38 protein-coding genes are annotated in these 23,000 nt (G+C 43.2%); 33 read left to right on the top strand and 5 right to left on the bottom strand.

Annotation, left to right across the window (positions count from 1 at the left end; translation table 11 throughout):
• The first annotated feature begins 1 nt into the window (after nucleotide 1).
• The 18 genes from rpmD (at nucleotide 2) to rpsI (ending at nucleotide 10,831) form a co-directional block, all read left to right on the top strand.
• On the top strand, nucleotides 2–184 hold the full coding sequence (rpmD, locus tag MHB78_RS00840) for a 50S ribosomal protein L30 (RefSeq protein WP_046128860.1): 183 nt from the start codon (nucleotides 2–4) through the stop codon (nucleotides 182–184).
• Nucleotides 185–214: 30 nt separating this feature from the next.
• Nucleotides 215–655: a 50S ribosomal protein L15 gene (gene rplO, locus MHB78_RS00845; protein WP_029418438.1), complete on the top strand. Its 441-nt coding sequence runs from the start codon at nucleotides 215–217 to the stop codon at nucleotides 653–655.
• A 1-nt stretch (nucleotide 656) separates the two neighbouring features.
• On the top strand, nucleotides 657–1,952 hold the full coding sequence (gene secY, locus MHB78_RS00850; protein ID WP_046128861.1) for a preprotein translocase subunit SecY: 1,296 nt from the start codon (nucleotides 657–659) through the stop codon (nucleotides 1,950–1,952).
• A 54-nt stretch (nucleotides 1,953–2,006) separates the two neighbouring features.
• Nucleotides 2,007–2,660: an adenylate kinase gene (locus MHB78_RS00855; RefSeq protein WP_046128880.1), complete on the top strand. Its 654-nt coding sequence runs from the start codon at nucleotides 2,007–2,009 to the stop codon at nucleotides 2,658–2,660.
• A complete protein-coding gene (map, locus tag MHB78_RS00860) occupies nucleotides 2,657–3,403 on the top strand; it encodes a type I methionyl aminopeptidase (RefSeq protein WP_046128862.1) in 747 nt (248 codons plus the stop codon). The genes MHB78_RS00855 and map overlap by 4 nt, the downstream gene beginning before the upstream one ends.
• A 9-nt stretch (nucleotides 3,404–3,412) precedes the next feature.
• Nucleotides 3,413–3,742, top strand: a complete 330-nt coding sequence (locus tag MHB78_RS00865; RefSeq protein ID WP_046128863.1) for a KOW domain-containing RNA-binding protein — start codon at nucleotides 3,413–3,415, stop codon at nucleotides 3,740–3,742.
• On the top strand, nucleotides 3,720–3,938 hold the full coding sequence (gene infA, locus MHB78_RS00870) for a translation initiation factor IF-1 (RefSeq protein WP_003178377.1): 219 nt from the start codon (nucleotides 3,720–3,722) through the stop codon (nucleotides 3,936–3,938). Before MHB78_RS00865 ends, infA begins: the two co-directional genes overlap by 23 nt.
• Nucleotides 3,939–3,971: 33 nt before the next feature.
• On the top strand, nucleotides 3,972–4,085 hold the full coding sequence (gene rpmJ, locus MHB78_RS00875) for a 50S ribosomal protein L36 (RefSeq protein ID WP_003156543.1): 114 nt from the start codon (nucleotides 3,972–3,974) through the stop codon (nucleotides 4,083–4,085).
• A gap of 23 nt (nucleotides 4,086–4,108) precedes the next feature.
• Nucleotides 4,109–4,474, top strand: a complete 366-nt coding sequence (gene rpsM, locus MHB78_RS00880) for a 30S ribosomal protein S13 (RefSeq protein ID WP_046128864.1) — start codon at nucleotides 4,109–4,111, stop codon at nucleotides 4,472–4,474.
• 20 nt (nucleotides 4,475–4,494) lie between these two features.
• Nucleotides 4,495–4,890 carry a 30S ribosomal protein S11 gene (gene rpsK / locus MHB78_RS00885; RefSeq protein WP_046128865.1) on the top strand — a complete coding sequence of 132 codons (396 nt, stop codon included), beginning with the start codon at nucleotides 4,495–4,497 and terminating at the stop codon, nucleotides 4,888–4,890.
• A 174-nt stretch (nucleotides 4,891–5,064) separates the two neighbouring features.
• Nucleotides 5,065–6,009 (top strand): DNA-directed RNA polymerase subunit alpha, encoded by a 945-nt coding sequence (locus MHB78_RS00890; protein ID WP_046128866.1) that lies wholly within the window; start codon nucleotides 5,065–5,067, stop codon nucleotides 6,007–6,009.
• Nucleotides 6,010–6,086: 77 nt separating this feature from the next.
• Nucleotides 6,087–6,449 carry a 50S ribosomal protein L17 gene (rplQ, locus tag MHB78_RS00895; protein WP_046128867.1) on the top strand — a complete coding sequence of 121 codons (363 nt, stop codon included), beginning with the start codon at nucleotides 6,087–6,089 and terminating at the stop codon, nucleotides 6,447–6,449.
• Between the two features lie 141 nt (nucleotides 6,450–6,590).
• Entirely contained in the window at nucleotides 6,591–7,436 is an 846-nt protein-coding gene (locus MHB78_RS00900) for an energy-coupling factor ABC transporter ATP-binding protein (protein WP_046128881.1), read from the top strand.
• Nucleotides 7,412–8,281 carry an energy-coupling factor ABC transporter ATP-binding protein gene (locus MHB78_RS00905; RefSeq protein ID WP_046128868.1) on the top strand — a complete coding sequence of 290 codons (870 nt, stop codon included), beginning with the start codon at nucleotides 7,412–7,414 and terminating at the stop codon, nucleotides 8,279–8,281. Before MHB78_RS00900 ends, MHB78_RS00905 begins: the two co-directional genes overlap by 25 nt.
• A complete protein-coding gene (locus tag MHB78_RS00910; protein ID WP_046128869.1) occupies nucleotides 8,278–9,075 on the top strand; it encodes an energy-coupling factor transporter transmembrane protein EcfT in 798 nt (265 codons plus the stop codon). The genes MHB78_RS00905 and MHB78_RS00910 overlap by 4 nt, the downstream gene beginning before the upstream one ends.
• Nucleotides 9,076–9,085: 10 nt before the next feature.
• Nucleotides 9,086–9,829, top strand: a complete 744-nt coding sequence (gene truA / locus MHB78_RS00915) for a tRNA pseudouridine(38-40) synthase TruA (protein ID WP_046128870.1) — start codon at nucleotides 9,086–9,088, stop codon at nucleotides 9,827–9,829.
• Nucleotides 9,830–9,980: 151 nt separating this feature from the next.
• The gene (gene rplM, locus MHB78_RS00920; RefSeq protein ID WP_046128871.1) at nucleotides 9,981–10,418 is read left to right on the top strand and encodes a 50S ribosomal protein L13; all 438 of its coding nucleotides are present in this window, start codon (nucleotides 9,981–9,983) and stop codon (nucleotides 10,416–10,418) included.
• Between the two features lie 20 nt (nucleotides 10,419–10,438).
• A complete protein-coding gene (gene rpsI / locus MHB78_RS00925) occupies nucleotides 10,439–10,831 on the top strand; it encodes a 30S ribosomal protein S9 (protein WP_046128872.1) in 393 nt (130 codons plus the stop codon).
• Between the two features lie 101 nt (nucleotides 10,832–10,932).
• Here rpsI and MHB78_RS00930 read toward each other — a convergent pair whose 3' ends face one another.
• The 5 genes from MHB78_RS00930 to MHB78_RS00950 all read right to left on the bottom strand — a co-directional run bounded on the left by MHB78_RS00930 (nucleotide 10,933) and on the right by MHB78_RS00950 (nucleotide 14,124).
• The gene (locus MHB78_RS00930; RefSeq protein ID WP_216899328.1) at nucleotides 10,933–12,072 is read right to left on the bottom strand and encodes a tyrosine-type recombinase/integrase; all 1,140 of its coding nucleotides are present in this window, start codon (nucleotides 12,070–12,072) and stop codon (nucleotides 10,933–10,935) included.
• Nucleotides 12,073–12,102: 30 nt separating this feature from the next.
• The gene (locus MHB78_RS00935) at nucleotides 12,103–12,582 is read right to left on the bottom strand and encodes an ImmA/IrrE family metallo-endopeptidase (RefSeq protein ID WP_216899330.1); all 480 of its coding nucleotides are present in this window, start codon (nucleotides 12,580–12,582) and stop codon (nucleotides 12,103–12,105) included.
• 113 nt (nucleotides 12,583–12,695) lie between these two features.
• Nucleotides 12,696–13,343, bottom strand: a complete 648-nt coding sequence (locus MHB78_RS00940; protein WP_309245930.1) for a DUF4352 domain-containing protein — start codon at nucleotides 13,341–13,343, stop codon at nucleotides 12,696–12,698.
• Nucleotides 13,344–13,437: 94 nt separating this feature from the next.
• Nucleotides 13,438–13,704: a hypothetical protein gene (locus MHB78_RS00945; RefSeq protein WP_216899332.1), complete on the bottom strand. Its 267-nt coding sequence runs from the start codon at nucleotides 13,702–13,704 to the stop codon at nucleotides 13,438–13,440.
• A 54-nt stretch (nucleotides 13,705–13,758) separates the two neighbouring features.
• Nucleotides 13,759–14,124: a helix-turn-helix transcriptional regulator gene (locus tag MHB78_RS00950; RefSeq protein ID WP_216899334.1), complete on the bottom strand. Its 366-nt coding sequence runs from the start codon at nucleotides 14,122–14,124 to the stop codon at nucleotides 13,759–13,761.
• Nucleotides 14,125–14,287: 163 nt separating this feature from the next.
• Here MHB78_RS00950 and MHB78_RS00955 point away from each other — a divergent pair, with 163 nt between their 5' ends.
• The 15 genes from MHB78_RS00955 (at nucleotide 14,288) to dcm (ending at nucleotide 22,919) form a co-directional block, all read left to right on the top strand.
• A complete protein-coding gene (locus tag MHB78_RS00955) occupies nucleotides 14,288–14,530 on the top strand; it encodes a helix-turn-helix transcriptional regulator (RefSeq protein ID WP_216899336.1) in 243 nt (80 codons plus the stop codon).
• Between the two features lie 12 nt (nucleotides 14,531–14,542).
• Nucleotides 14,543–14,869 carry a hypothetical protein gene (locus MHB78_RS00960; RefSeq protein WP_011197842.1) on the top strand — a complete coding sequence of 109 codons (327 nt, stop codon included), beginning with the start codon at nucleotides 14,543–14,545 and terminating at the stop codon, nucleotides 14,867–14,869.
• A complete protein-coding gene (locus MHB78_RS00965; RefSeq protein WP_216899338.1) occupies nucleotides 14,870–15,640 on the top strand; it encodes a phage antirepressor in 771 nt (256 codons plus the stop codon). It abuts the gene before it with no gap.
• A gap of 79 nt (nucleotides 15,641–15,719) precedes the next feature.
• Nucleotides 15,720–16,283: a helix-turn-helix transcriptional regulator gene (locus MHB78_RS00970; protein WP_216899340.1), complete on the top strand. Its 564-nt coding sequence runs from the start codon at nucleotides 15,720–15,722 to the stop codon at nucleotides 16,281–16,283.
• Between the two features lies 1 nt (nucleotide 16,284).
• Nucleotides 16,285–16,551 (top strand): YqaH family protein, encoded by a 267-nt coding sequence (locus MHB78_RS00975; RefSeq protein WP_216899343.1) that lies wholly within the window; start codon nucleotides 16,285–16,287, stop codon nucleotides 16,549–16,551.
• 556 nt (nucleotides 16,552–17,107) lie between these two features.
• Nucleotides 17,108–17,692 carry a host-nuclease inhibitor Gam family protein gene (locus MHB78_RS00980; RefSeq protein WP_216899345.1) on the top strand — a complete coding sequence of 195 codons (585 nt, stop codon included), beginning with the start codon at nucleotides 17,108–17,110 and terminating at the stop codon, nucleotides 17,690–17,692.
• Nucleotides 17,689–18,321, top strand: a complete 633-nt coding sequence (locus MHB78_RS00985; RefSeq protein WP_216899347.1) for an ERF family protein — start codon at nucleotides 17,689–17,691, stop codon at nucleotides 18,319–18,321. Before MHB78_RS00980 ends, MHB78_RS00985 begins: the two co-directional genes overlap by 4 nt.
• 520 nt (nucleotides 18,322–18,841) lie before the next feature.
• A complete protein-coding gene (locus MHB78_RS00990; RefSeq protein ID WP_216899349.1) occupies nucleotides 18,842–19,042 on the top strand; it encodes a hypothetical protein in 201 nt (66 codons plus the stop codon).
• Between the two features lie 236 nt (nucleotides 19,043–19,278).
• Nucleotides 19,279–20,274, top strand: coding sequence for a hypothetical protein (locus MHB78_RS00995; protein WP_216899351.1), 996 nt, complete (start codon nucleotides 19,279–19,281; stop codon nucleotides 20,272–20,274).
• On the top strand, nucleotides 20,264–21,046 hold the full coding sequence (locus MHB78_RS01000; protein WP_216899353.1) for an ATP-binding protein: 783 nt from the start codon (nucleotides 20,264–20,266) through the stop codon (nucleotides 21,044–21,046). The genes MHB78_RS00995 and MHB78_RS01000 overlap by 11 nt, the downstream gene beginning before the upstream one ends.
• 96 nt (nucleotides 21,047–21,142) lie before the next feature.
• Nucleotides 21,143–21,331: an XtrA/YqaO family protein gene (locus tag MHB78_RS01005; protein ID WP_309245931.1), complete on the top strand. Its 189-nt coding sequence runs from the start codon at nucleotides 21,143–21,145 to the stop codon at nucleotides 21,329–21,331.
• A 29-nt stretch (nucleotides 21,332–21,360) separates the two neighbouring features.
• The gene (locus MHB78_RS01010; protein ID WP_216899357.1) at nucleotides 21,361–21,528 is read left to right on the top strand and encodes a hypothetical protein; all 168 of its coding nucleotides are present in this window, start codon (nucleotides 21,361–21,363) and stop codon (nucleotides 21,526–21,528) included.
• Nucleotides 21,528–21,746 carry a hypothetical protein gene (locus MHB78_RS01015; protein WP_216899359.1) on the top strand — a complete coding sequence of 73 codons (219 nt, stop codon included), beginning with the start codon at nucleotides 21,528–21,530 and terminating at the stop codon, nucleotides 21,744–21,746. The genes MHB78_RS01010 and MHB78_RS01015 overlap by 1 nt, the downstream gene beginning before the upstream one ends.
• Nucleotides 21,724–22,029, top strand: a complete 306-nt coding sequence (locus tag MHB78_RS01020) for an IDEAL domain-containing protein (RefSeq protein WP_335498125.1) — start codon at nucleotides 21,724–21,726, stop codon at nucleotides 22,027–22,029. The genes MHB78_RS01015 and MHB78_RS01020 overlap by 23 nt, the downstream gene beginning before the upstream one ends.
• Nucleotides 22,026–22,919, top strand: a complete 894-nt coding sequence (dcm, locus tag MHB78_RS01025; protein WP_216899363.1) for a DNA (cytosine-5-)-methyltransferase — start codon at nucleotides 22,026–22,028, stop codon at nucleotides 22,917–22,919. Before MHB78_RS01020 ends, dcm begins: the two co-directional genes overlap by 4 nt.
• Nucleotides 22,920–23,000: the final 81 nt, after the last annotated feature.

A 23,000-nucleotide genomic window follows, 5' to 3' on the forward strand; every position in this document is an offset into this window, starting at 1 on the left:
AATGGCTAAATTAGAAATTACCCTCAAACGCAGTGTAATCGGCCGTCCGGAAGATCAGCGCATCACTGTGAGAACGCTTGGTTTAAAGAAAACAAACCAAACCGTTGTTCACGAAGATAACGCTGCGATCCGCGGCATGATCAACAAAGTATCTCATTTAGTTTCTGTTAAAGAACAACAATAAAAATAAATGATAGGCTAAGGAGGTGTCCTAATGAAACTTCATGAATTAAAGCCCGCAGAAGGTTCACGCAAAACGCGCAACCGCGTAGGTCGTGGTATTGGTTCAGGTAACGGTAAAACAGCTGGTAAAGGTCATAAAGGTCAAAACGCTCGTTCTGGCGGCGGTGTACGTCCTGGATTCGAGGGTGGACAAATGCCTTTATTCCAACGTCTTCCTAAACGCGGTTTTACAAACATCAACCGCAAGGAATTCGCTGTGATCAACCTAGACAAACTCAACAGCTTTGCAGAAGGGACGGAAGTTACTCCTGAACTTCTTTTAGAAACAGGTGTAATCAGCAAGTTGAAATCTGGAGTGAAAATTCTTGGCGACGGTAAATTAGAAAAGAAATTAACTGTTAAAGCCAATAAATTCTCCGCTTCTGCTAAACAAGCAATTGAGGCTGCTGGCGGTACAGCTGAGGTGATCTAACTTGTTTAAGACAATCTCCAATTTTATGCGTGTGAAGGATATTCGGAATAAGATTATCTTCACTCTTTTAATGCTTATCGTCTTTCGTATCGGTTCATTCATTCCTGTGCCGAATGTAAATACAGAGGTTCTGAAGGCACAGGATCAAATGAGCGTATTTGGGGTCCTAAACACATTTGGCGGCGGTGCATTATACAACTTTTCCATTCTCGCGATGGGGATTATGCCATACATCACCGCTTCAATTATCATTCAGCTTTTGCAGATGGATGTTGTTCCGAAGTTCACGGAATGGTCGAAGCAGGGTGAAGTTGGCCGCCGTAAATTAGCTCAGTTCACAAGGTACTTCACAATCGTTCTTGGTTTCATCCAAGCTTTAGGTATGTCCTACGGGTTTAATAACATGGCCGGCGGCGCGTTAATCAATGACCCGGGAGTCGGCACTTATTTGACCATTGCGATTGTACTCACTGCCGGAACTGCTTTTTTAATGTGGCTCGGTGAACAAATCACGGCTCATGGAGTTGGCAACGGAATTTCCATCATCATCTTTGCTGGTATCGTTGCCGGTATTCCGCAGACGATCAATCAGATCTATGCTCAGCAGTTTGTAGATGCTGGAGATCAGTTATTCATGCAAATCTTAAAGGTTGTCATTATATTGGTTGCGATTTTGGCGATCGTCGTTGGAGTTATTTTTATTCAACAGGCGGTAAGAAAAATCTCAATTCAATATGCAAAAGGTTCAGGCCGTTCACCTGCTCCTGGCGGTCAGTCAACGCATCTGCCGCTGAAAGTTAACCCGGCGGGTGTCATTCCGGTCATCTTTGCTGTTTCGTTTATCATTACGCCGCGGACCGTGGCATCATTCTTTGGCTCCAACGATGTAACGAACTGGATCCAAAAAACGTTTGATTACACGCATCCGGTCGGAATGTGCGTCTATGCAGCATTGATTATTGCCTTTACCTACTTCTATGCATTTGTCCAGGTAAACCCTGAGCAAATGGCCGATAATCTTAAAAAACAAGGTGGCTATATTCCGGGAGTTCGTCCAGGAAAAATGACTCAGGAAAGAATTACGAGCATTTTGTATCGACTTACATTTGTCGGCTCCATATTCTTGGCTGTGATCGCCATTCTTCCTGTCTTGTTCGTTAATTTTGCTGGGCTGCCTTCTTCTGCACAAATCGGCGGCACGAGCTTGCTGATTGTGATCGGTGTAGCACTTGAAACTATGAAGCAGCTTGAAAGCCAGCTGGTGAAGCGAAACTATCGTGGATTTATGAAGCACTAGAGGAAATGGGATGTGCCCATTCCCTCTAAAAATAGAGAGGACGGGGAATCCGAAATGAACTTAGTCTTAATGGGACTGCCTGGAGCCGGTAAAGGAACACAGGCTGAACGGATTGTTGACGATTTTGGGATACCTCATATCTCAACAGGAGACATGTTCCGCGCTGCCATGAAAGAAGAAACGGATCTTGGACTTGAAGCCAAATCATACATTGATAAAGGTGAACTTGTTCCGGATGAAGTGACGATTGGTATTGTCAGGGAGAGACTTGGCAAGAATGATTGTGACCGGGGTTTTCTTCTGGACGGATTTCCGAGAACAGTCGCTCAAGCTGAGGCACTAGAGGAAATTCTTAAAGAACTGGGCAAGTCGATTGATTATGTCATCAATATTCAAGTCGATAAAGATGCCTTGATGGAACGTCTTACTGGGCGCAGAATCTGCAAAAATTGCGGTGCAACTTATCATTTAGTCTTTAATCCGCCTGCAAAGGAAAATGTATGCGACAAGTGTGGAGGAGAACTCTATCAGCGCGAAGATGATAATGAGGCTACGGTATCCACGCGTCTTGAGGTCAACTTGAAGCAGACTCAGCCTTTACTCGATTTTTATGCGGATAAAGGATATCTTGTAAACATTGAAGGGCAACAGCACATCAATGAAGTTTACGCAGATATAAAAGAGCTTCTCGGAGGCCGGGACAAATGATTATTTGTAAAACTCCCCGAGAAATCGAAATCATGCGTGAAGCAGGCCGGATTGTTGCTTTAACTCACGAGGAGCTTAAAAAGCACATTACACCCGGAATCTCGACAAAAGAATTGGATCAAATTGCCGAACGTTTTATTACGAAGCAGGGTGCAATCCCATCTTTTAAAGGGTATAATGGTTTTCGCGGGAGCATTTGCGTTTCAGTCAACGAAGAGCTGGTTCACGGTATACCTGGAAGCCGGGTGCTTCGTGACGGAGACATCATCAGCATCGATATCGGTGCGAAGCTAAACGGTTATCATGGTGACTCTGCATGGACGTATCCAGTGGGAACGATCAGCGATGAGGATCAAAAGCTGCTGGACGTGACAGAGGAATCTTTATATAGAGGCTTGCAGGAAGCAAAACCGGGAGAACGTTTGTCGAATATTTCCCACGCAATACAAACGTATGTCGAAAGCGAACATTTTTCTGTTGTCAGGGAATATGTCGGACATGGGGTCGGGCAGGATCTGCATGAGGACCCGCAAATTCCTCACTACGGTCCGCCGAATAAAGGTCCGCGGTTAAAGCCCGGCATGGTCTTGGCCATTGAACCGATGGTCAACGCAGGCAGCCGGTATGTCAAAACGCTGGCTGATAATTGGACGGTTGTTACTGTGGACGGGAAAAAGTGTGCTCATTTTGAACACACGATTGCGATTACGGAGACAGGTTTTGATATACTGACAAAAGCCTAGGTGAATGAGATGATTCGGAAAACGCCTGAAATTGGACAGTTCGTACGTATTACACGAGGACGCGAAACGAACCAATACGCAGTTGTTATCGATATCTTCGATCATCATCATGTGCTGGTAGCAGACGGAGAAAAACGTAAATTTCATTCTCCTAAGAAAAAGAATATCAATCATTTAACCTTTTATGATTGCGTATCTCCGGAAGTTCAGAACAGTATAAACGAAACTGGGCGTGTGACAAATGGAAAATTGAGATATTCTCTTTTGAAATTTGTCAGAGAGCAAGTTACTGATTTGAAGAAGGGAGAACACTTGAATGGCGAAAGACGATGTAATTGAAGTGGAAGGTACAGTAGTCGAAACGCTGCCAAACGCAATGTTCAAAGTTGAACTTGAAAATGGCCACACGGTTTTGGCTCATGTATCCGGTAAGATCCGTATGCACTTCATTCGCATTTTACCTGGAGACAAAGTTACGGTAGAATTATCTCCATATGACTTAACTCGTGGTAGAATTACGTACCGTTACAAATAAGGCACTCCGGAAATTGAAGGAGGTTGGAAACACATGAAAGTGAGACCATCAGTTAAACCGATCTGTGAAAAATGCAAGGTCATTCGCAGAAAAGGAAAAGTAATGGTGATCTGTGAAAATCCAAAGCATAAACAAAAACAAGGCTAATTTTTAAGGAGGTGCGAGAGAGAATGGCTCGTATTGCTGGTGTAGATATCCCACGTGACAAACGTGTTGTTATTTCATTGACATACATCTATGGAATCGGCCGTACAACGGCTCAGCAAGTATTAAAAGAAGCTGGTGTTTCTGAAGATACTCGCGTTCGTGATTTGACTGAAGAGGAACTTGGTAAAATCCGTGACGCGATCGACAAATTGAAAGTTGAAGGTGACCTTCGCCGTGAAGTGTCTCTTAACATCAAACGTCTGATCGAAATCGGAAGCTACCGCGGAATTCGCCATCGTCGCGGATTGCCTGTTCGCGGTCAAAATACGAAAAACAATGCGCGTACTCGTAAAGGTCCGCGTCGTACTGTAGCTAACAAGAAAAAATAAGCAAGGGAGGTATTTGAACAATGGCTGCTGCTCGTAAATCAAACACGCGTAAACGCCGCGTGAAAAAGAATATTGAATCTGGAATCGCTCATATTCGTTCAACTTTCAACAACACGATCGTTACAATTACTGATGTTCATGGCAATGCTCTTTCTTGGTCAAGTGCCGGAGCTCTAGGATTTAAAGGATCTCGTAAATCCACTCCATTCGCTGCACAAATGGCCGCTGAAACAGCTGCAAAAGCTTCAATGGAACATGGACTGAAAACTCTTGAAGTTACTGTTAAAGGACCGGGTTCTGGCCGTGAAGCTGCAATCCGTGCACTGCAAGCTGCCGGACTTGAAGTTACTGCGATCAGAGACGTAACGCCTGTTCCTCATAACGGTTGCCGTCCGCCAAAACGTCGCCGCGTGTAATTTGTTTGTATAGATTTTGTGTCCCTGTCAATAATGGGTTATGATACAGTTAATTTATAAAACGAATGCACACTCGTTGCCTGAGCACATACGGGACTAAACAATGGGGAATTTCGGATAGAATGAGAGGAATTCTGTCCGGGGTTTCGACGTTTTGAAGGAGGGTTTTATGAAATGATCGAGATTGAAAAACCAAAAATCGAAACGGTTGAAATCAGCGACGATGCCAAGTATGGTAAATTTGTCGTAGAGCCACTTGAGCGTGGATATGGTACAACTTTGGGTAACTCCTTACGTCGTATCCTTTTATCCTCACTCCCTGGTGCCGCTGTAACATCGATCCAGATAGATGGTGTACTGCATGAATTCTCGACGATTGAAGGCGTTGTTGAAGATGTTACAACGATTATCTTAAACATTAAAAAACTTGCATTGAAAATCTACTCTGAAGAAGAGAAGACGCTTGAGATTGATGTTCAGGGTGAAGGAGTTGTAACGGCTGCTGATATTACCCACGACAGTGATGTTGAGATTTTGAATCCTGATCTTCACATTGCGACTCTTGGCCAAAACGCGAGTTTCCGAGTTCGCTTAACAGCTCAAAGAGGTCGCGGGTACACACCAGCTGATGCGAATAAAAGAGACGATCAGCCGATTGGCGTCATCCCGATTGATTCCATCTATACACCTGTTTCTCGCGTTTCATATCAAGTAGAGAATACTCGTGTGGGTCAGATTACAAACTATGACAAACTTACGCTTGACGTATGGACAGATGGAAGCACTGGACCAAAAGAAGCGATTGCGCTTGGTTCAAAGATTTTAACTGAACACCTTAATATTTTTGTCGGCTTGACCGACGAAGCCCAGCATGCTGAAATCATGGTTGAAAAAGAAGAGGATCAGAAAGAAAAAGTTCTGGAGATGACAATTGAAGAACTTGACCTTTCCGTCCGTTCTTACAACTGCTTGAAACGTGCGGGCATCAATACGGTTCAAGAGCTTGCGAACAAGACTGAAGAAGATATGATGAAAGTTCGCAACCTGGGTCGCAAATCACTTGAAGAAGTGAAAGCGAAACTTGAAGAGCTTGGACTCGGCCTTCGCAAAGACGATTGACTAGTTTCCATGTGAACTAGGATTTTCGTGTGTTTTTTATTTCAGATAGAGTATTTCAATAAAGGAGGGGACACCACATGTCATACAGAAAACTGGGACGCACTAGTGCACAGCGTAAAGCAATGCTGCGTGATCTTACAACAGACTTGATCATCAACGAAAGAATCGAAACAACAGAAGCTCGCGCGAAAGAACTTCGCTCTGTTGTAGAAAAAATGATTACACTTGGCAAGCGTGGAGATTTACACGCACGCCGCCAAGCAGCTGCATACATCCGCAACGAGGTAGCAGACGCAGAGAAAGACCAAGATGCACTTCAAAAACTTTTCTCTGAAGTAGCACCTCGTTATGAAGAGCGCCAAGGCGGATACACACGCATTATGAAGCTTGGTCCTCGCCGTGGTGACGGAGCACCAATGGCTATCATCGAATTGGTTTAATCACATATATTGTGTGTCTAAAGAAGGGCGGGACAGTTTTTAACTGGATCTATGCCCTTTTTTTAGATATCGGGTTTTTTTGTCGTTAACGAATAGTCAGATAAGCAGAGTTTTTAGATGAGAGGAGGCCGGATGGGCAAAATGAATCAAGAGCGATTGATAGCTGTAGAGGATATCACATTCCGTTACCAGAAAGACGCGGACAGTGCTGCGCTTGATCATGTATCGTTTCATGTTTCGAAAGGAGAATGGCTCGCGATCGTCGGCCACAATGGTTCAGGGAAATCGACGCTTGCCCGGGCTTTAAACGGCCTGATTCTGCCTGATGAAGGATCGATCGAAGTCGGCGGCATCAAGCTGACAGAAGAAACGGTCTGGGATGTCAGGAAAAAAGTCGGCATGGTTTTTCAAAATCCCGATAACCAATTTGTCGGGACCACCGTTCGCGATGATGTGGCTTTTGGTTTAGAAAACAACGGCGTTCCAAGAGAAGACATGGTGGAAAGGGTAGATTGGGCTGTTCAACAGGTGAATATGCAGGACTTTCTCGATCAAGAGCCGCACCATCTCTCAGGAGGGCAAAAGCAGCGTGTGGCGATTGCGGGAGTGCTTGCCGCCCGGCCTGACATCATGATCCTTGATGAAGCCACTTCAATGCTCGACCCGATGGGAAGAGAGGAAGTGCTTGAGACGGTCAGACGGTTAAAAGACGAAGGAATGGTGACGGTCATTTCGATTACCCATGATTTAAACGAGGCGGCAAAGGCGGACCGGATCATCGTCATGAACGGCGGAAAAAAATATGCCGAAGGATCGCCGGAAGAAGTCTTCCGCCGCGATAAAGAACTCATTGAAATCGGACTTGACCTGCCTTTTTCCGTTCAGCTTGGCCGGCTCTTAAAAGAAAGAGGACTGGCTGTAAACGGCGATCATCTGACACAAGAAGGATTGGTGAATGAGCTATGGACATTGCGATCAAAGATGTAGAGCACCGATACCAGATGAAAACGCCTTTTGAACGCCTGGCGCTTTACGATGTCAATGCCGTGATCAACGAGGGAAGCTATGTCGCCGTTATCGGGCATACAGGGTCAGGGAAATCGACCTTGCTTCAGCACCTGAACGGGCTGTTAAAGCCGACGAAAGGACAGATCCGCCTCGGTAAAGAAGTGATTGAAGCAGGAAAAAAGAATAAGCACTTAAAAGCGCTCCGAAAAAAAGTCGGCATCGTGTTTCAGTTTCCGGAACACCAGCTGTTCGAAGAAACGATTTTAAAGGACATTGCTTTTGGACCCGTCAATTTTGGGGTAAGCCAAAAGCAGGCTGAAGAAAAGGCAAGGGAAATGCTGAAGCTTGTTGGACTGCCTGAGGAGCTGAGCGACCGGTCTCCGTTCGAGCTGAGCGGCGGACAAATGAGACGCGTGGCAATTGCGGGAGTGCTGGCGATGGAGCCCGAGGTTCTCGTTCTCGATGAACCGACTGCAGGGCTTGATCCAAGAGGCCGCAAAGAAATCATGGACATGTTTTACGATTTGCACAAAAAGAGAAAGCTGACGACAATTCTCGTCACCCACAGTATGGAAGACGCAGCAGCATATGCCGACGAGCTGATCGTCATGCACAAGGGGACTGTAAAAGCAAAAGGAACCCCTCGCGAGATCTTTTCAAAAAGCGATGAAATTTCGGCTTTCGGCCTTGATATGCCGGAAACGATTAAATTTCAAAAACGGCTTGAAGAGGCATTCGGCATCAGGTTTAAATCGCCGATCCTGACGATCGAAGAAGCGGCTTCCGAAATTAAAGCGCTCTTTCAGGAGGAAAATGCCCTATGATGGATAGTATCATTATCGGCAAGTATGTTCCTGGTTCTTCGGTTATCCATCGTCTTGATCCGCGTACGAAGCTGTTATCCATATTTCTTTTCGTCTTTATCGTTTTTTTTGCCAATAACACCGTAACATACGCTTTGCTCGGCGTGTTTACCGTTCTTGCGGCCGCCTTGTCGAAAGTCCCCGTCCGGTTTCTTTTAAAAGGGATGAAACCGGTGGTATGGATCGTGCTGTTTACGTTTCTGCTCCATATCCTAATGACGCGTGAAGGACCCGTCCTCGCCGATCTCCGCTTATTTAAAATTTATGAGCAGGGTCTTGTTCAGGGCATTTTTATTTCGCTTCGGTTTATTTATTTGATCGTCATCACGACGCTTTTAACGCTGACAACCACTCCGATCGAAGTAACGGATGGGCTTGAGCGTTTGCTCGGCCCGTTTAAAAAACTGAAGCTGCCCGTTCACGAACTCGCTTTAATGATGTCCATTTCGCTTCGATTTATACCGACTCTTATCGAAGAGACGGATAAGATCATGAAGGCGCAAATGGCGAGAGGCGCAGATTTTACAAGCGGTCCGCTGAAAGACCGCGTCAAAGCGGTCGTTCCCCTTCTTGTCCCGCTGTTTGTCAGCGCCTTTAAAAGAGCTGAAGAACTGGCGACGGCGATGGAGGCGCGCGGCTACCGGGGAGGGGAAGGCCGTACGAAGTACAGGCAGCTGACATGGAAAGGGAAGGACACTGCCGTTCTCCTCATTTTAGTCATTCTTGCAGCCTTATTAATCCTATTGCGGACTTAGGTGATACATGATGAGAGTAAAGTGCACCATTTCATACGACGGACATCTTTTTTACGGTTATCAGGTCCAGCCTGGGCAGAGAACCGTGCAGGATGAGCTGGAAAAGGCGCTGAAAACCCTTCATAAAACGAAGGAGCGCATTCCCGTCGTTTCATCCGGAAGAACCGACAGCGGCGTTCATGCGGTCGGACAGACGATTCATTTTGACAGTCCGCTTTCCATCCCTGTGGCAAAATGGCCGTATGCTTTAAATGCTCTGCTTCCTGACGATGTAGCGGTCACGAAAGCGGAGGTTGTCGATGACCAGTTTCATGCGCGGTTTTCTGCAAAGAAAAAAGAATACAGGTACATGATTTACAGGGGAAGATACCCGAATGTGTTCAAACGCCATTACGCATATCACATCCCGTACGAACTCGATATGCAGAAGGTGGAGAAAGCATCGCGGTTTTTGGTCGGCACCCACGATTTCACAAGTTTTTGCACGGCCAAAACCGAGGTGAAAGATAAAGTCAGGACGATTTATGAGCTTGAATGGTCTGAAACCGAAGACGGCCTGCAAATGAGGGTCGTCGGCAGCGGATTCTTGTACAATATGGTCAGGATCATTGCCGGCACGCTCCTCCAAGTCGGTACAGGCAAATTTTCACCCGATGACATCGAAGGGATGATCGAAGCCAAAAACCGCGATGCGGCGGGGCGTACTGCACCGGCCCATGGATTGTACCTATGGAACGTCATCTATGACAACTAAACCAGGTGTAACATTTTCTTGACAGCGAGTACAGAAAGTTATAAGATATCATATGGTATGTATTTCAACCCCACGATAAGCCCCGGAAACTTATTGTGTTTTGAAATAGAACGTATTAGATTGAATTGAAGTGATACTAGGAGGGAAAATCATGCGCACAACACCTATGGCGAAAGCGAATGAAGTTGAACGTAAATGGTTTGTTGTTGATGCTGAAGGCAAGACTCTTGGACGCCTTGCTTCTGAAGTTGCATCTATCCTACGCGGAAAGCACAAACCAACATATACACCACACGTTGATACTGGAGACCATGTCATCATCATCAACGCTGAAAAAATCGAGTTAACTGGTAAAAAGTTGACTGATAAAATCTACTACCGTCACACTCAGCATCCAGGCGGATTGAAAACAAGAACTGCTAACGAAATGCGTACAAATTACCCTGAGAAAATGCTTGAGCTTGCAATCAAAGGCATGCTTCCAAAGGGTTCTCTCGGTCGTCAAATGTTCAAAAAATTGAACGTATACCGTGGTTCTGAGCATCCACATGCAGCACAAAAACCTGAAGTTTACGAACTTCGCGGATAATTAAAAGGGAGGTTACCAATTTGGCACAGGTTCAATATTACGGTACTGGCCGTCGTAAAAGCTCTGTAGCTCGTGTACGTCTTGTTCCAGGGGAAGGCCGTATCGTCGTTAATAATCGCGATATCAACGAATACATTCCATCAGAAGCGCTGATCGAAGATATTAAACAACCGTTAACTTTAACTGAAACAACTGGAAGCTACGATGTTTTGGTTAATGTTAAAGGAGGCGGCTTCTCCGGACAATCAGGCGCAATCCGCCACGGCATCGCACGCGCTTTGCTTGAAGCAGATCCTGAATACCGTGCGACTCTAAAACGTGCAGGTCTTCTGACTCGTGACGCACGTATGAAAGAGCGTAAAAAATACGGACTTAAAGGCGCACGCCGTGCACCTCAGTTCTCAAAACGTTAATATATCAACGTTCAAGCCCTCATCCGGTCGCTCGGAAGAGGGCTTGTTTTTTGCTTAAAATTGAGTTTTGACCACATTTTGACCACGTTTAATTGAATTTCTTATAATTCCATGTACTTTTTAAATGTTTCGGCCGTTTTTTCTTTTGCGGTTTTCGTGACATGTGTATAGATGTTCATAGTCGTTTGTATTTCTTTATGGCCCAAACGGGCTTGTACTTCTTTAAGGGATGCACCTGCCTCAAAAAGAATGGAAGCGTGCGAATGTCTGAATCCATGAATCGTGATCCTGTGAAGCTTATTTTTAGCTATTATACGGTTTAAAATATCATTTGGATATGCAAGCCTCAGAGGGCGCATATCGTCCCGTATGAGGACGTATTTGGCTTCTGTGGTGATTCCATTAGACAAGAGCATTTCCTTTTGCTGCGTGCGCCATTTCTTAAGTATTTGAGCGGTTTGTTCATCAATTGTGATGATTCGTTTTGAATGATATTTTTTGGCTGTTTGGATAACTTCTTTTCCGTCTTCAAAAAACAATGTTTGTTTAATATTTATTGTTCTTTCTTTTATATCAACGTCTTTCCATTCCAAGGCCAGAAGTTCCCCTTTACGCATGCCAGTAAAAATAAGAACGTAAAACATAACATAATCTTGCTGTGTGAGTTGTGAGTGCGCTTTATCAAGAAAAATTTTGATCTCGTCTTTTTCCCAAAAGTTCCGTTTCTCTTCTTCATCCGATAAAAAATTTTCTTCTTTTTTCGGGATAACAACATAAGCCATCGGATTCGTTGAGATGTAATCCATTCTTAGAGCGTATTTAAACACAAGGTTAGCTTGAATTTTCACATCTTGAGCGGAATTAATTTCTTGGGCTATTCGGTTTATTGCTTTTTGGCAATACGCTTTTGTGATGTTTTTTATTTTCAATTTGCCGAATAGCGGCAGGATATGCTTGTTGAATTTCGATAATTTGGAGTATCTGGTGCTTCGCTTTATTGTTTTAGAATGTACAGCCCACCATTCCTTGAACACATCTTCAAAAGTTAAGTCTTTTCGAATAAGAGCATTACTATCGATTACCTTTTGAAATTCAGCAGCGGCGGCGACAGCTTCTTTTTTTGTCTTGAAACCCCGGCGGGTCGTCGTTTTTCTATCTCCGGTTTTAGGGTCGATCCCTACACCCATTTTAAAAAGCCATTTATATCCTGACTTTGTCTTGTATTGCTGGAATGAAGCCATATTATCCCCCTTTCTGATTTAAAGGATCTTTTAACAAATAATAAGTCGAATTTTGTTAAAGTACATATTAAGACGTACCTTCGCAAATGGTTCAGTTACTTTAAAAGTTTTGGCAATGAGGTGCGCATTAAAAAAATGGTCGTGTGTAATTTTCATTCCATGAAGCATAAAAGTAGGGATGCAAAAGTGATATGAGAAGTAATTTGCTTGTCTTTCCTGATAATCTGACCAAAATTTAGGCATTGTTTTTTTATCTCCTTCATGTCTGAAGAGGTGGCACAATTCGTGTGCGAAGTCGTCCCACTGCTCACAGCGGCTTTTCCGGTTATCTAAAAAAATCGTATACACATCATTGTATTTAAAGGAAAAACTCGGGCCTGATTTGAAATAAAGTCTGATGCCCAAGGTCTCGGCTATGCGCTCGAAATTAATTTGTTCGGGTGAGGTGATGTTTATTTTTCTGTAAAAGTTTTCAATCCAATCCTCCAAATGACTTTTTGTATACACCAAGAAGAACGCCTCCTAAGCCCATTTATCAAATTGAGATGATACTTTTTTAAAAAAACAAAGAACATACGTTCTATTTTTCGTGTGAAAGAAAAGCCTCATTGAGAGGCTATCAATTATTTTAAATCGATGATTCCGGTTTCCGTTCCCCATGCACCAGTCTGCACTTGTAATTGTAGGTCTTTTGCGTTAGCAACTTCCGGAGCTACATCAAATACTACTTTTCCACTGATTTTAGAATCAGGATTCAAGTTTTGAAGGAAAAAGCTATTGTCAATATTGCCGTCCTCGCTTTGGTTTGCTGACATGCTTGCGGCGGAATCAGCTTCATAAGTCTTTTCGCCACGTTTAAGCTTGAAGAATGAAGCATCGACGGTTACTTTATCATTGCCATTGTTTTTTAACGTGACGTCAATGACTAGATATTTATCACTAGCCTTTTGAGGTAAGGCAGAAGGTCCAACCTGATCGGCTGTTTTCTTTCCATTGACTTTATAATTCATATCGCCAACTTTCACATCGTCGCCGATTTTAGGGTTTGTCTCTTCTTTCTTCGGTTCTTCCTTTTTCTCTTCTTTCTTTTCTTCTTTCTTCGTATCTTGTTTTGTTTCAGTCGTTTTATTCTCAGTGGATTTTTCTTTGTTTGTTGATGAAGCTTGCTCTGAATTTCCACCATTTGTTGCGGCTGCACCGAGGATGATAACGATGATTAACCAAAACCACCATTTCTTATAAATTGGCTTTTTTGTTTTTTCTTTTCCCACGTTCAGTTCCCCCAGTTCATATATATGTATGTCTTTTATAATAGGCTAAAACACATAACATTTCAACAGGATTTTACCAGTTTTGACAATAGTCTTACTGTTGTTTGCGGGCTTTTAATGTATGAATTTCGAATTCTGCATCGGCCACTTTTCGATTAACGAAGATGACGCCTTCTTTAAGGGAGCTGATTTCATCAAGTAGAAGGTTATCCGAATTGATGTTTTCGACATGCTGAGAATCGATTTTCTCACTTAATGCTTTGATGTCATCTTTAGTCGCGACATTTTTTTCGAGATCAGATAGACGGTTATTAATGGCCTGAATCTCTTTCAAAATCAATTCAAACCCTTTGTTTTCCATATAAAACACCCCCATTTTATTATAAGTGTGTGACTGGACTTGCAATACTTTTGTTTAATCGGATTTTTTTTTGCGCCCTTCTTTTAGTTGCTCCGTAATGATTTCGAGGGCAGCATCTAAAATTTCCTGTGTAACTTCTCCGTCACGGGCGGCAAGGAATGTTTTTGGATCGGTTAGAATCTTCTTTGCTTCATCCTCAAAAATTTTATCTTTAACTTTCGGATCGACACCACGAAGTAAATAATCAGTGGAAACCTCAAAAAAATCTGCTATCTTAATTAAGGTTTCATAATCAGGTTGTCTGAAACCCCGTTCATAATTAGAAAGATTTTGGTGAGGTATATTTAATTTTTCAGCTAAAGCTTTTTGAGTTAGATTTTCCTTTTCCCTTAAAGCTCTTATCCTTGCTCCGAGAGCCATAATTATTCCTCCATTAAGTTGTTTCTTTCTTCAAATTGTACATTATTCTTCATATTGAGTAAAAAAAATTAACAAAAAGTATATTTTATTGTTGACATATACGAATCGAAGAATTATCATGTGATTAAAGAGTTCTTCGAAACGTATAATGGAGGTGATGATCGTGAGAGTGAATGAAAATTTAAGAATGATCCGACAATCAAAAGGCATAACACAAAAATTTGTTGCAAAATGTCTAGGAATTCATACAGCCACGTATAACGGATATGAATTAGGGCGCAGAAAAATACATGTTGAGTTACTGAAAGACATTGCAGAAGTTTTAGACGAACCAATTCAAAATTTTTTTGAAAACAAAATATACGAATCGAAGAATTTTCATGATCAAAAATCCAACACAGCATAGGAGGCGGTCACTTTGGCTAATCTCGGTATCTCACTTGATAACTTGCCGAACGAAACGGTTTTCGAAATTGTTAAAGCGCTTTGCGAAAAAGCTTATCAGCAAGGCGTGGAGGACGGCGCAAAAAAATACACTTATCCTCCAATATTAAAAAACACTCATTTGCAAGAGATTTTTCAAATCAAATCGGCAGCGGTGACAAGGCTGACAGGTATCGAGTCTTTCCCGAAATTAAAAACAATTCAAGCCAGATACCCACGTGATCTCGTTTTTGAATGGATCAAACAAAATTCAACCTGGGTTGAAGAAAACACAAACTATTTTCAGAAAGGCGTGAGTTAAATGGATCAACTGCAAAAAGTCTTCAATTATCAAGATCAACAGGTCAGAACAGTCGTTAAGAACGGTGAACCTTGGTTTGTTGCAAAGGATGTCTGCGATGTCCTCGAAATCGGCAACCCGAGTCAGGCATTGAGCCGTTTGGATGAAGATGAAAAGAATACTGTCATTTTAAATGAGGGTATTGGAAACCCCAATAAAACGATCGTTAATGAACCCGGCCTATATTCACTGATCCTCGGTAGCCGTAAACCAGAGGCCAAACAGTTCAAAAGATGGATCACTCACGAAGTCATCCCAACAATCAGAAAAACAGGCGGCTATGTAGCAAATGACGATCTATTCATACAAACGTATCTGCCGCAGGCTGACGAACAAACGAAACAGCTTTTCAAAGTCACTTTGCACACCATGAAAGAGCAAAGTAAACAAATCGAGGTCATGAAGCCTAAAGCGCTGTTTGCGGATGCGGTTGAAACGTCAGAATCATCAATCTTGGTTGGTGAATTAGCGAAAATCCTGCAACAAAACGGCGTGAAGATCGGCCAAAACAGATTATTCAGATGGCTGCGCGAGAACGGATATTTGATTCGAAAGAAAGGTGAATCGTTAAACCTTCCGACTCAACGCAGCATGGACATGGGGCTGTTCGAAATCAAGAAAAGCACCATTGTAAACAGTGACGGCTCAATCAGAACCACACGCACGCCAAAAGTGACAGGAAAAGGGCAAATTTATTTCGTGAACAAGTTTGTGTCCTCACAATCGGCGTAAGTCAATAGACATCATAGAATCTTTTCTCTTCATTTAAAAATTTTATCAGAAAAAAACCAGTAAATCAGGGGGCGAACGTATGGAGAACAATCCATATAATCTCGACAATTTACCCGCAGTAATGCGTGAAGTTAGAAAAAAATACGGACTCTCGCAGTCGCAGATAGGCAAATTGCTAGGAAAGTACGATCAAAAGTCAATATCAAATGTTGAAAAGGGGCTTGTCAGACTGACACCGCAGTTTTGCATAAAGTGGTTTGAAATCTGCGAAGCATACGAACACATCGACCTTGTACATTACCTTTTCCGACTGCATCCGACAGCATCGGCGCCGATTGATCCAGCATTAAACGAAAGCGCCAGCACAGCGGTGATCAACATGGAGCATCAACTTGAGGAAGCGCTGCTATCACTGAAAAGCCTGAGTAGATGGATAGCCCGTGACCGTCCGGGGCGATCTGCTGAACTGCCGATGAATGAGATTAAACAGATTTTCGATCTGATTGCGGCTAACAAGACGCTTATCTACTCATTAGCCCGTAATCACGGCCTTAAAATTCAGGAATTGGCCGACCGATGGACACGGAAAGCGATTTTGGATCATGTAGCAATGTCGAGAAATGAAGAAAGGCAGGCGGTTTAAAGTGAATATCAATCATTTTCTAAAAAGCGACCGCGAAAAGGCGCAAAGACTGTTTGACTCAATGCAATTTATGGCGTCTGAATTATTGACTGCGGCGATTAAGGACGGGGATTTTGACGGATGCAGAGAATTAGCGGAATCAATCGCCCAACACAGCAAAGAACTAAAGAAGATGGAACACCCTGAACAAATTGTACAACTGCACGAAATAGCTTCCAAGTTCGCGAAAAGGGGATTAGATGTTAAGCCGGTAAGGAGGGTTCATTGATGATCCATTTCATTCACAAGCCAACCACAGCATTAGAAGTGCGTGCCTGGTGCGCGAGAATCCGAAACTATCCTGAATTACATCTTGTATGGGATCAGCGGTTTAAAAAGTTCAGAGAAAAAAGGAGCCGTTTAAATGAATCATAAAAAATTCAAGTTGGCATCTTACATTTTGCAGAATGCGAAATCTATGGGCTATTCAGAACAAGAAATCAAGGGAGCTGTACAACTTCTCCATGAGGAAATCACCAAAGAGAACAAGTTTATTTTGAATTTGGTCAAACAAGTAATGTCCAGCAAAGGAGTGGATTCAAATGAACATCGAGCACCCAATGATCACAGAAATTAACCGTTTCGGCTACCCAAAAGAGTATTTGCGGTACGAAGACGAGGAAGACAACGAAGATGACGAGGCATAAAAAAAGAACCTGTAAAAAGGTTCAAACGAGATCAAATACCAATTGAATTAGCGGCTGGTGGAAAGGCGTAGATAAACTTTCCAATTACAAATTATATCAGTCTTCCACCTAAAAAACAATATGGAAGGTGATTGAACGATGGCTGAAATCGAAGAAATCAAAAAAGAACTGCTTGCTCAGATGCCTGGGAACACGGAGGAACCGGAAATATTTGAGGTTCATGATCTGGAAACGGCAACAGAAGCGCAGCGGCGCATCGCTTATTACAAAAGAAAGCAGGCTGAAATAGATGCGGTGGCCGACAAGCAAATAGATAGGCTCTTAATGGAAATGGAAAAGATCAAGTTATGGCGCGAGGATGCAAATAAGGAGTATGTCGAGCGAGAAAACTTCTACAAACATCGACTTGAACGATATATGCGTGAGGAAGTCAGGAAACAGCGAGAAAGCGGCAAAAAGCCTAAAAAGATGCTGCGGTTGCCGTACGGGACAATCAAATTAATAAAGCAGCAGCCAGAGTACCAGCGCGATGAAAAAGAGCTGATGAAATACGCCGAATCTAAAGGATTCGTCAGGATTAAACAAGATGTAGATTGGGCTTCTATCAAAAATAAATGCACGGTGTTCGGCGACAAACTGATTGATGATGAAGGCGAGATCATCCCAGGCGTCACGGTGGTTGACAGGGAAGATAAATTCACGGTTGAGGTGGATGACAAATGAACATATATCAAAAGCTGATCGAGGTTAGGAAAGCCGTTCCTTACTTGAAAAAAGCAAACCAAGGTCATCAATACAATTATACCGGATCAAGTCAGGTCGTTGGAGCGATCCGGGAAAAAATAGACGAACTTGGATTACTACTAATTCCGGCAATCATAGACAAAAAGGTCACAGCGGAGAAAAACGGGAACCGTACCACATACTTTACGGAACTAGACATCGAATACAAATGGGTTAATGCAGAAAAGCCGGAAGAAACAATAACGACAACTTTCTATGCACAAGGCATCGATATCGGTGGGGAAAAGGGTGTCGGTAAGGCCCTGACTTATGCGGAAAAGTATTTCTTGTTGAAACAATTTAATGTTCCTACTGATCAGGATGACCCGGACGCCTTCCAGCAAAAAGTGGAGGCAACAAAGCCGCCTGAAATGATTACACAGGAGCAAAAAGATGAATTTCAAGTGTTAGCAGATAGATTCATTGAACTGCGCGGAAAAGGAACTTTTGATGCTGTTATGACAGCCTTAAAAATTACAGATTTGAACAAATTACCGAAAGGAAAAGCCGATGAACGTTTGACGACTTTGAAAACTTGGATTGCTACAGCTGAGAAAGAGTCAGCGTAAAACACTTTGAAAGGGGAACCCCAGATGTTAGAACCAAGGTTTTGTTATCGAATACTTGCAGCAGCAAGAATGGCACACGATGAGGACGGTAATGACACAAGTTGCTTCACTCAGGTGAATTTTGAGGGAGGTTCAAAGATCAACCAAGATAAATATGATCGATGACAAATGATACTGATTGGCAACATGAGATATGCAACCAGATCGAGGAATTATATGCTGATTTCCATTGAAAATTCTGAGTTGAGGTGATTAGTTTGCACATCAAAACAAATAAACCGAAGGAAAACTATTGGAATAGGTTTATGAACGATCCGGAATTAGAACTACTTGAGAAGCCTTGTCACGATTGCGCTATAACCACAGACTTTTATACTCCCATCGCTAATGAATTGCTTAAAGAATCAGAAGAAGTGCAAGACAAAGTAATGAAAAGGTGGTTTTGTCACAATCACCCAAACAGAGCGTGTAGAGGCTGTTTTAATTATATCAATGTTAAACGAGGCGGGAGGGATCAGGATTGATAAGACGAGGTATGAGAAGACATTTTCTTGTCAGTTATAAGTTTCGGAAAGGTGAAGAAAAAGCAGACGCAAGAGTAATAGTTTCAGTTAAAAACAAACATTTGATATCTCCTAATGACATTAAACAAATGGAGTTAGAAATTGAAGGATACTACGATTTAGATTCAGTCGTCATCACCAACTATCAATACTTTTAAACGGAAAGGGACGAGGAAATGAACATTCCATGGAGCAAAGAACAGTTAATGACGGCATACAAAAAACTTATGGCCGAAAACAAGGAATTAAAAAGCCTGTGCTTGTGGTCAATCAGAAGATTACACCCTATGTATAAGGAATTGGCCTACGACGACTACGAGAAAATAACCGGAGAAAAGCCAAAGAGAGATTAACAGATCATCAAGAGACGGACGGAGAAAAGGAGGCAGAGGCATTGAACGGTTTGCTATTAGACGAATATCCCTTGATTGTCATTCCTTCTTTAGCGAAAGAAATCGGATTAAACGAAGCGATCGTTCTTCAACAAGTCCATTACTGGTTAAAGTCATCAGGTAAAAAAAGAGACGGTCGGAAGTGGATTTATAACACCTATGACGAGTGGTTGGAACAGTTTCCGTTTTGGTCTAAAAACACACTAAGACGCACTGTGGCAAGACTTGAGGAATCTGGGTTATTGATTACAGGAAATTTCAACAAGATGAAGGCTGACAAAACAAAATGGTATTCGATTGATTACGACCGTCTGCCCAAAATGGGCAGAGGGACTGCCCAAAATGAGCAGTCGGACTGCCCAAAATGGGCACATGGGACTGCCCAAAATGGGCAGAGCAATACCAGAGACTACACAGAGACTACTACAGAGACTAACAATAAACCGGATGAAAGTGAAAAACAGGACATCAGTAAAACAGATGCATTTCAAAATGAACTGGAATCGGTTGGTCTTAAATCTATAAATCTTTCAAGTTTAGAAGAGATTGAAAAAATAACAGAATTGACAATTCAAAAAGGGACTCTCCCAGTAGGGATTAAAAAAAGCATCTTAGTTCAATATCTTGATTGCCTCCGGCTTACTCGATCAACAGGTAAAATCTCGGCCAACGTCTTAATGACTCATCTTGAAAAAATGAGCAAGTACAGTGTCGATCAACTGCATTACGCAATGTGGACACATGTCGAGAAATACAGCGATCGAAACGAAAAATACACTCTTGGCATCCTTAGAAATACAGACGATCACAAAGCGCGGCAGGGTCTCATGATATTGATGAATCAGGGAGGTAAGCGGAAAGATGAACAGTTTAGAAGATACCCTAAAGCAGTTGGAGAAATCGAATCCGGGACTAGCAAAGAGGTTGAGAGACTCGAAGCACTTGCAAGGGAAAAGGGCTTATCCGGAACGATTCGAGACACTTACTGTGATTTCTGAGGAAAACTGCATTTACAAGCAATGCGACGGCTCCGGCCTGATCTGGATTAAAGACCACCAGGAAAACAAGGAATTCATGAAAGAATGCCCGTGCAAGGCTGTCAAAACCTTAGAAAAAAAGCTGTTGAGCGCCCGGCTTCCGGAAGAGTTTAAAAATGTAACTTTAAATTCCTTTGAAATAGATGTTTATGAAAAGGACGAATCGAAGGAGCGCGCGGCTAACGCAAAGCGGATTTCAAAAAACTATGTATTGAAATTCGAGCAGATGCGCGAGCAGGGGAAGGGGTTGTATTTTTACAGCCATGAAAAGGGGAGCGGTAAAACGCGGTTAGCTGCAAGCATCATGAAGGCCATCACCAAGATGCACGACAAACAGGACGATCCATTGAAAATCATTTATTCCTCAACTGCCGATCTGATTGGAGAGATCAAAAAGACCTTTGAAGCAGATTCGAAGGTTAAGAGTTCCGACATTATCGAAGCGGCAAAAACGGCCGATCTGGCGATCTTGGATGATATCGGAGTAGAAAAAGCGACGGATTGGGTAGAAGAAACGTTTACTCGCATTCTGGACTACAGGCTCCAGAACAAAAAGCCGACCATCATCACAAGTAACTTAGCCATTGACGAACTGGATTTGAAGTATCCGGGCGGCAGGATCAGCAGCAGGGTCGAAAAGCTTGCTTTCCCTGTCAAAATGCCAGACGAAAAAGTCAGAAGTAAGATCGCGAAACAAGAAAATGAGGAATTGCTGCAATTGCTTTATGAATGAAAAAACACCGAAACCGTAAGGCTCCGATGCTTTATGAACTGTGGGTAATTCTATTATAGCACACTGGGGGCGGTCAGAGTGAAGCAGCCAGAAACGATTGAAGTCAATAAGGATTTCACCTTTACTGGGACGATTGAGCCGGGAAAAGTTCGCGTCATAGTTTTGGATGGAAACGAGGGGACGGCGCATATCATGGATGCCCCGGAGCATGGAAAAACAATTATTCAAACGGCTAGGGGATATTTTTCCCGAGTTGATAGAGAAATAGGGCACAAAATTAAATAGCCCAAAAACATAGATAAGGAGGGTGCGACATGTGTAATTTGTGCAACGGTCAGAAGGTTGTCAGGGTGAAAAACTCCAGCGTGGTAGCTTTCCACGCCTGCCCGAATTGCAAGATCGAGAAAAAGGATTTAACTGATACTGTTCGGATGCTCGAGGCGAAAATAGCAGAATGGCAGCAGCGGGAGCGGAGCGCGTAATGTACATCATGCTTTCTAAGTGTGAGTTTGGTTGGACGGAAGACGAAGTAAAGCGAGTGAAAGAGGACTGGAAGGCGGGCGTTTCTATCGAAGAAACAGCGGCTGCCCTCAAACGCCCGGCGCTGGAAGTATTCTTGTTGATTGTCGATCAATGCGAACGCGGGATACTCAAAGAGCGAAAGGGGAGCATTTACGGTGACAAGGCTAAATGTGGGTGACTGGGTGAAGTTCTCTCCCTCAAATTTCTACAGGCGCAATCAAAAAACAATTCTTAAAGGGTACATCCTTGAAATGAACGGAAATTATGCAGATGTCAGAGCCGAAGACAAAAAATTATATCTGGGCCAGAGAATGGCGGACTTAACACCATGCGAGGATACGCCAGAATACACGCAGGAAAGCCTCAGAACGATGATAAACATCGCACTAGATACAAAAGACCAGAACTGGTTTAAAGAGCTTACAAGCGAATTAAAACGCATTCAGGAGGTAGCGGATTGAAAAGCATTGAGTTGTTTGCGGGAATAGGAGGGATCGCGCTTGCTGCTGAATGGGCCGGCATAGAAACGGTGGCATTCTGCGAGCGGGAGCCATTCTGTCAGAAGGTACTACAAAAAAACTTTCCTGGTGTCCCCATCTTTGACGATGTATGCACCTTGAATAGACAGCTTTTAGAAGAAAAAGGAGTGATCGAACCAGGTGGAACAGTTGACATTATTTCAGGAGGATTCCCTTGCCAGCCTTACAGTATTGCCGGGAAGCGAAAAGGCAAGGAAGATGACCGCGACCTCTGGCCAGAAATGTTTAGGATCATCAAAGAGCTCAAGCCCACTTGGGTCGTTGGTGAAAACGTTGCTAACTTCGCAAACATGGAACTCGACCGCACGTTATTTGACCTGGAAAGTGCAGGTTACAAAGGGCAATCGTTTATTATACCGGCTTGTGCCGTCGACGCCAAACATCGAAGAGATCGAACATTCGTTGTTGCCTACTCCGACAGCGTCAGACGCTTGGAATACGAGAGACAGCCGGAAGCGGTTCAACAATCCAAACAGCAAGAGTTACAACGAAAAGAAAGCCATGAATCCATCATGTCAAAACCTGCACACTGCTGTCACAAAACTATGGCCGACGCCGAGAACCAAGGGGATGTGCGGCGGCACTGGATCATTTCAAACGATGATCGATCTTCAGGAAAAAGGAGTCATTACCGAAGAGGAACGGAAACAGATGACGGCAGGCAACGGTGGACACCTGAACCCAACGTGGGTCGAGTGGCTCATGGGATTCCCAATCGGGTGGACAGAATTAAAGGATTAGGAAATGCGGTGGTGCCACAGCAGATTTACCCAATATTTAAAGCGATCATGGAGCAGGAGGTAAAGAACTAATGAAAAAGATCAAGAGACTCATCGTCCGGCTGATCGGGCGGAAAAAGAAGGAACAGAAAAAAGTGTTCGAATGGTGGGATT

Source organism: Bacillus sp. FSL K6-0138 (assembly GCF_037982765.1).
GTDB classification, from domain to species: Bacteria; Bacillota; Bacilli; order Bacillales; family Bacillaceae; genus Bacillus; species Bacillus glycinifermentans.

Excerpts from the sequence above, each read along its gene's own strand:
- rpmD (WP_046128860.1), top strand. The coding sequence starts at position 2 with ATGGCTAAATTAGAAATTACCCTCAAACGCAGTGTAATCGGCCGTCCG.
- rplO (WP_029418438.1), top strand. The coding sequence starts at position 215 with ATGAAACTTCATGAATTAAAGCCCGCAGAAGGTTCACGCAAAACGCGC.
- MHB78_RS00855 (WP_046128880.1), top strand. The coding sequence starts at position 2,007 with ATGAACTTAGTCTTAATGGGACTGCCTGGAGCCGGTAAAGGAACACAG.
- map (WP_046128862.1), top strand. The coding sequence starts at position 2,657 with ATGATTATTTGTAAAACTCCCCGAGAAATCGAAATCATGCGTGAAGCA.
- MHB78_RS00865 (WP_046128863.1), top strand. The coding sequence starts at position 3,413 with ATGATTCGGAAAACGCCTGAAATTGGACAGTTCGTACGTATTACACGA.
- infA (WP_003178377.1), top strand. The coding sequence starts at position 3,720 with ATGGCGAAAGACGATGTAATTGAAGTGGAAGGTACAGTAGTCGAAACG.
- rpmJ (WP_003156543.1), top strand. The coding sequence starts at position 3,972 with ATGAAAGTGAGACCATCAGTTAAACCGATCTGTGAAAAATGCAAGGTC.
- rpsM (WP_046128864.1), top strand. The coding sequence starts at position 4,109 with ATGGCTCGTATTGCTGGTGTAGATATCCCACGTGACAAACGTGTTGTT.
- rpsK (WP_046128865.1), top strand. The coding sequence starts at position 4,495 with ATGGCTGCTGCTCGTAAATCAAACACGCGTAAACGCCGCGTGAAAAAG.
- MHB78_RS00890 (WP_046128866.1), top strand. The coding sequence starts at position 5,065 with ATGATCGAGATTGAAAAACCAAAAATCGAAACGGTTGAAATCAGCGAC.
- rplQ (WP_046128867.1), top strand. The coding sequence starts at position 6,087 with ATGTCATACAGAAAACTGGGACGCACTAGTGCACAGCGTAAAGCAATG.
- MHB78_RS00900 (WP_046128881.1), top strand. The coding sequence starts at position 6,591 with ATGAATCAAGAGCGATTGATAGCTGTAGAGGATATCACATTCCGTTAC.
- MHB78_RS00905 (WP_046128868.1), top strand. The coding sequence starts at position 7,412 with ATGGACATTGCGATCAAAGATGTAGAGCACCGATACCAGATGAAAACG.
- MHB78_RS00910 (WP_046128869.1), top strand. The coding sequence starts at position 8,278 with ATGATGGATAGTATCATTATCGGCAAGTATGTTCCTGGTTCTTCGGTT.
- truA (WP_046128870.1), top strand. The coding sequence starts at position 9,086 with ATGAGAGTAAAGTGCACCATTTCATACGACGGACATCTTTTTTACGGT.
- rplM (WP_046128871.1), top strand. The coding sequence starts at position 9,981 with ATGCGCACAACACCTATGGCGAAAGCGAATGAAGTTGAACGTAAATGG.
- MHB78_RS00930 (WP_216899328.1), bottom strand. The coding sequence starts at position 12,072 with ATGGCTTCATTCCAGCAATACAAGACAAAGTCAGGATATAAATGGCTT.
- MHB78_RS00945 (WP_216899332.1), bottom strand. The coding sequence starts at position 13,704 with ATGGAAAACAAAGGGTTTGAATTGATTTTGAAAGAGATTCAGGCCATT.
- MHB78_RS00950 (WP_216899334.1), bottom strand. The coding sequence starts at position 14,124 with ATGGCTCTCGGAGCAAGGATAAGAGCTTTAAGGGAAAAGGAAAATCTA.
- MHB78_RS00965 (WP_216899338.1), top strand. The coding sequence starts at position 14,870 with ATGGATCAACTGCAAAAAGTCTTCAATTATCAAGATCAACAGGTCAGA.
- MHB78_RS00970 (WP_216899340.1), top strand. The coding sequence starts at position 15,720 with ATGGAGAACAATCCATATAATCTCGACAATTTACCCGCAGTAATGCGT.
- MHB78_RS00980 (WP_216899345.1), top strand. The coding sequence starts at position 17,108 with ATGGCTGAAATCGAAGAAATCAAAAAAGAACTGCTTGCTCAGATGCCT.
- MHB78_RS00985 (WP_216899347.1), top strand. The coding sequence starts at position 17,689 with ATGAACATATATCAAAAGCTGATCGAGGTTAGGAAAGCCGTTCCTTAC.
- MHB78_RS01010 (WP_216899357.1), top strand. The coding sequence starts at position 21,361 with ATGTGTAATTTGTGCAACGGTCAGAAGGTTGTCAGGGTGAAAAACTCC.
- MHB78_RS01015 (WP_216899359.1), top strand. The coding sequence starts at position 21,528 with ATGTACATCATGCTTTCTAAGTGTGAGTTTGGTTGGACGGAAGACGAA.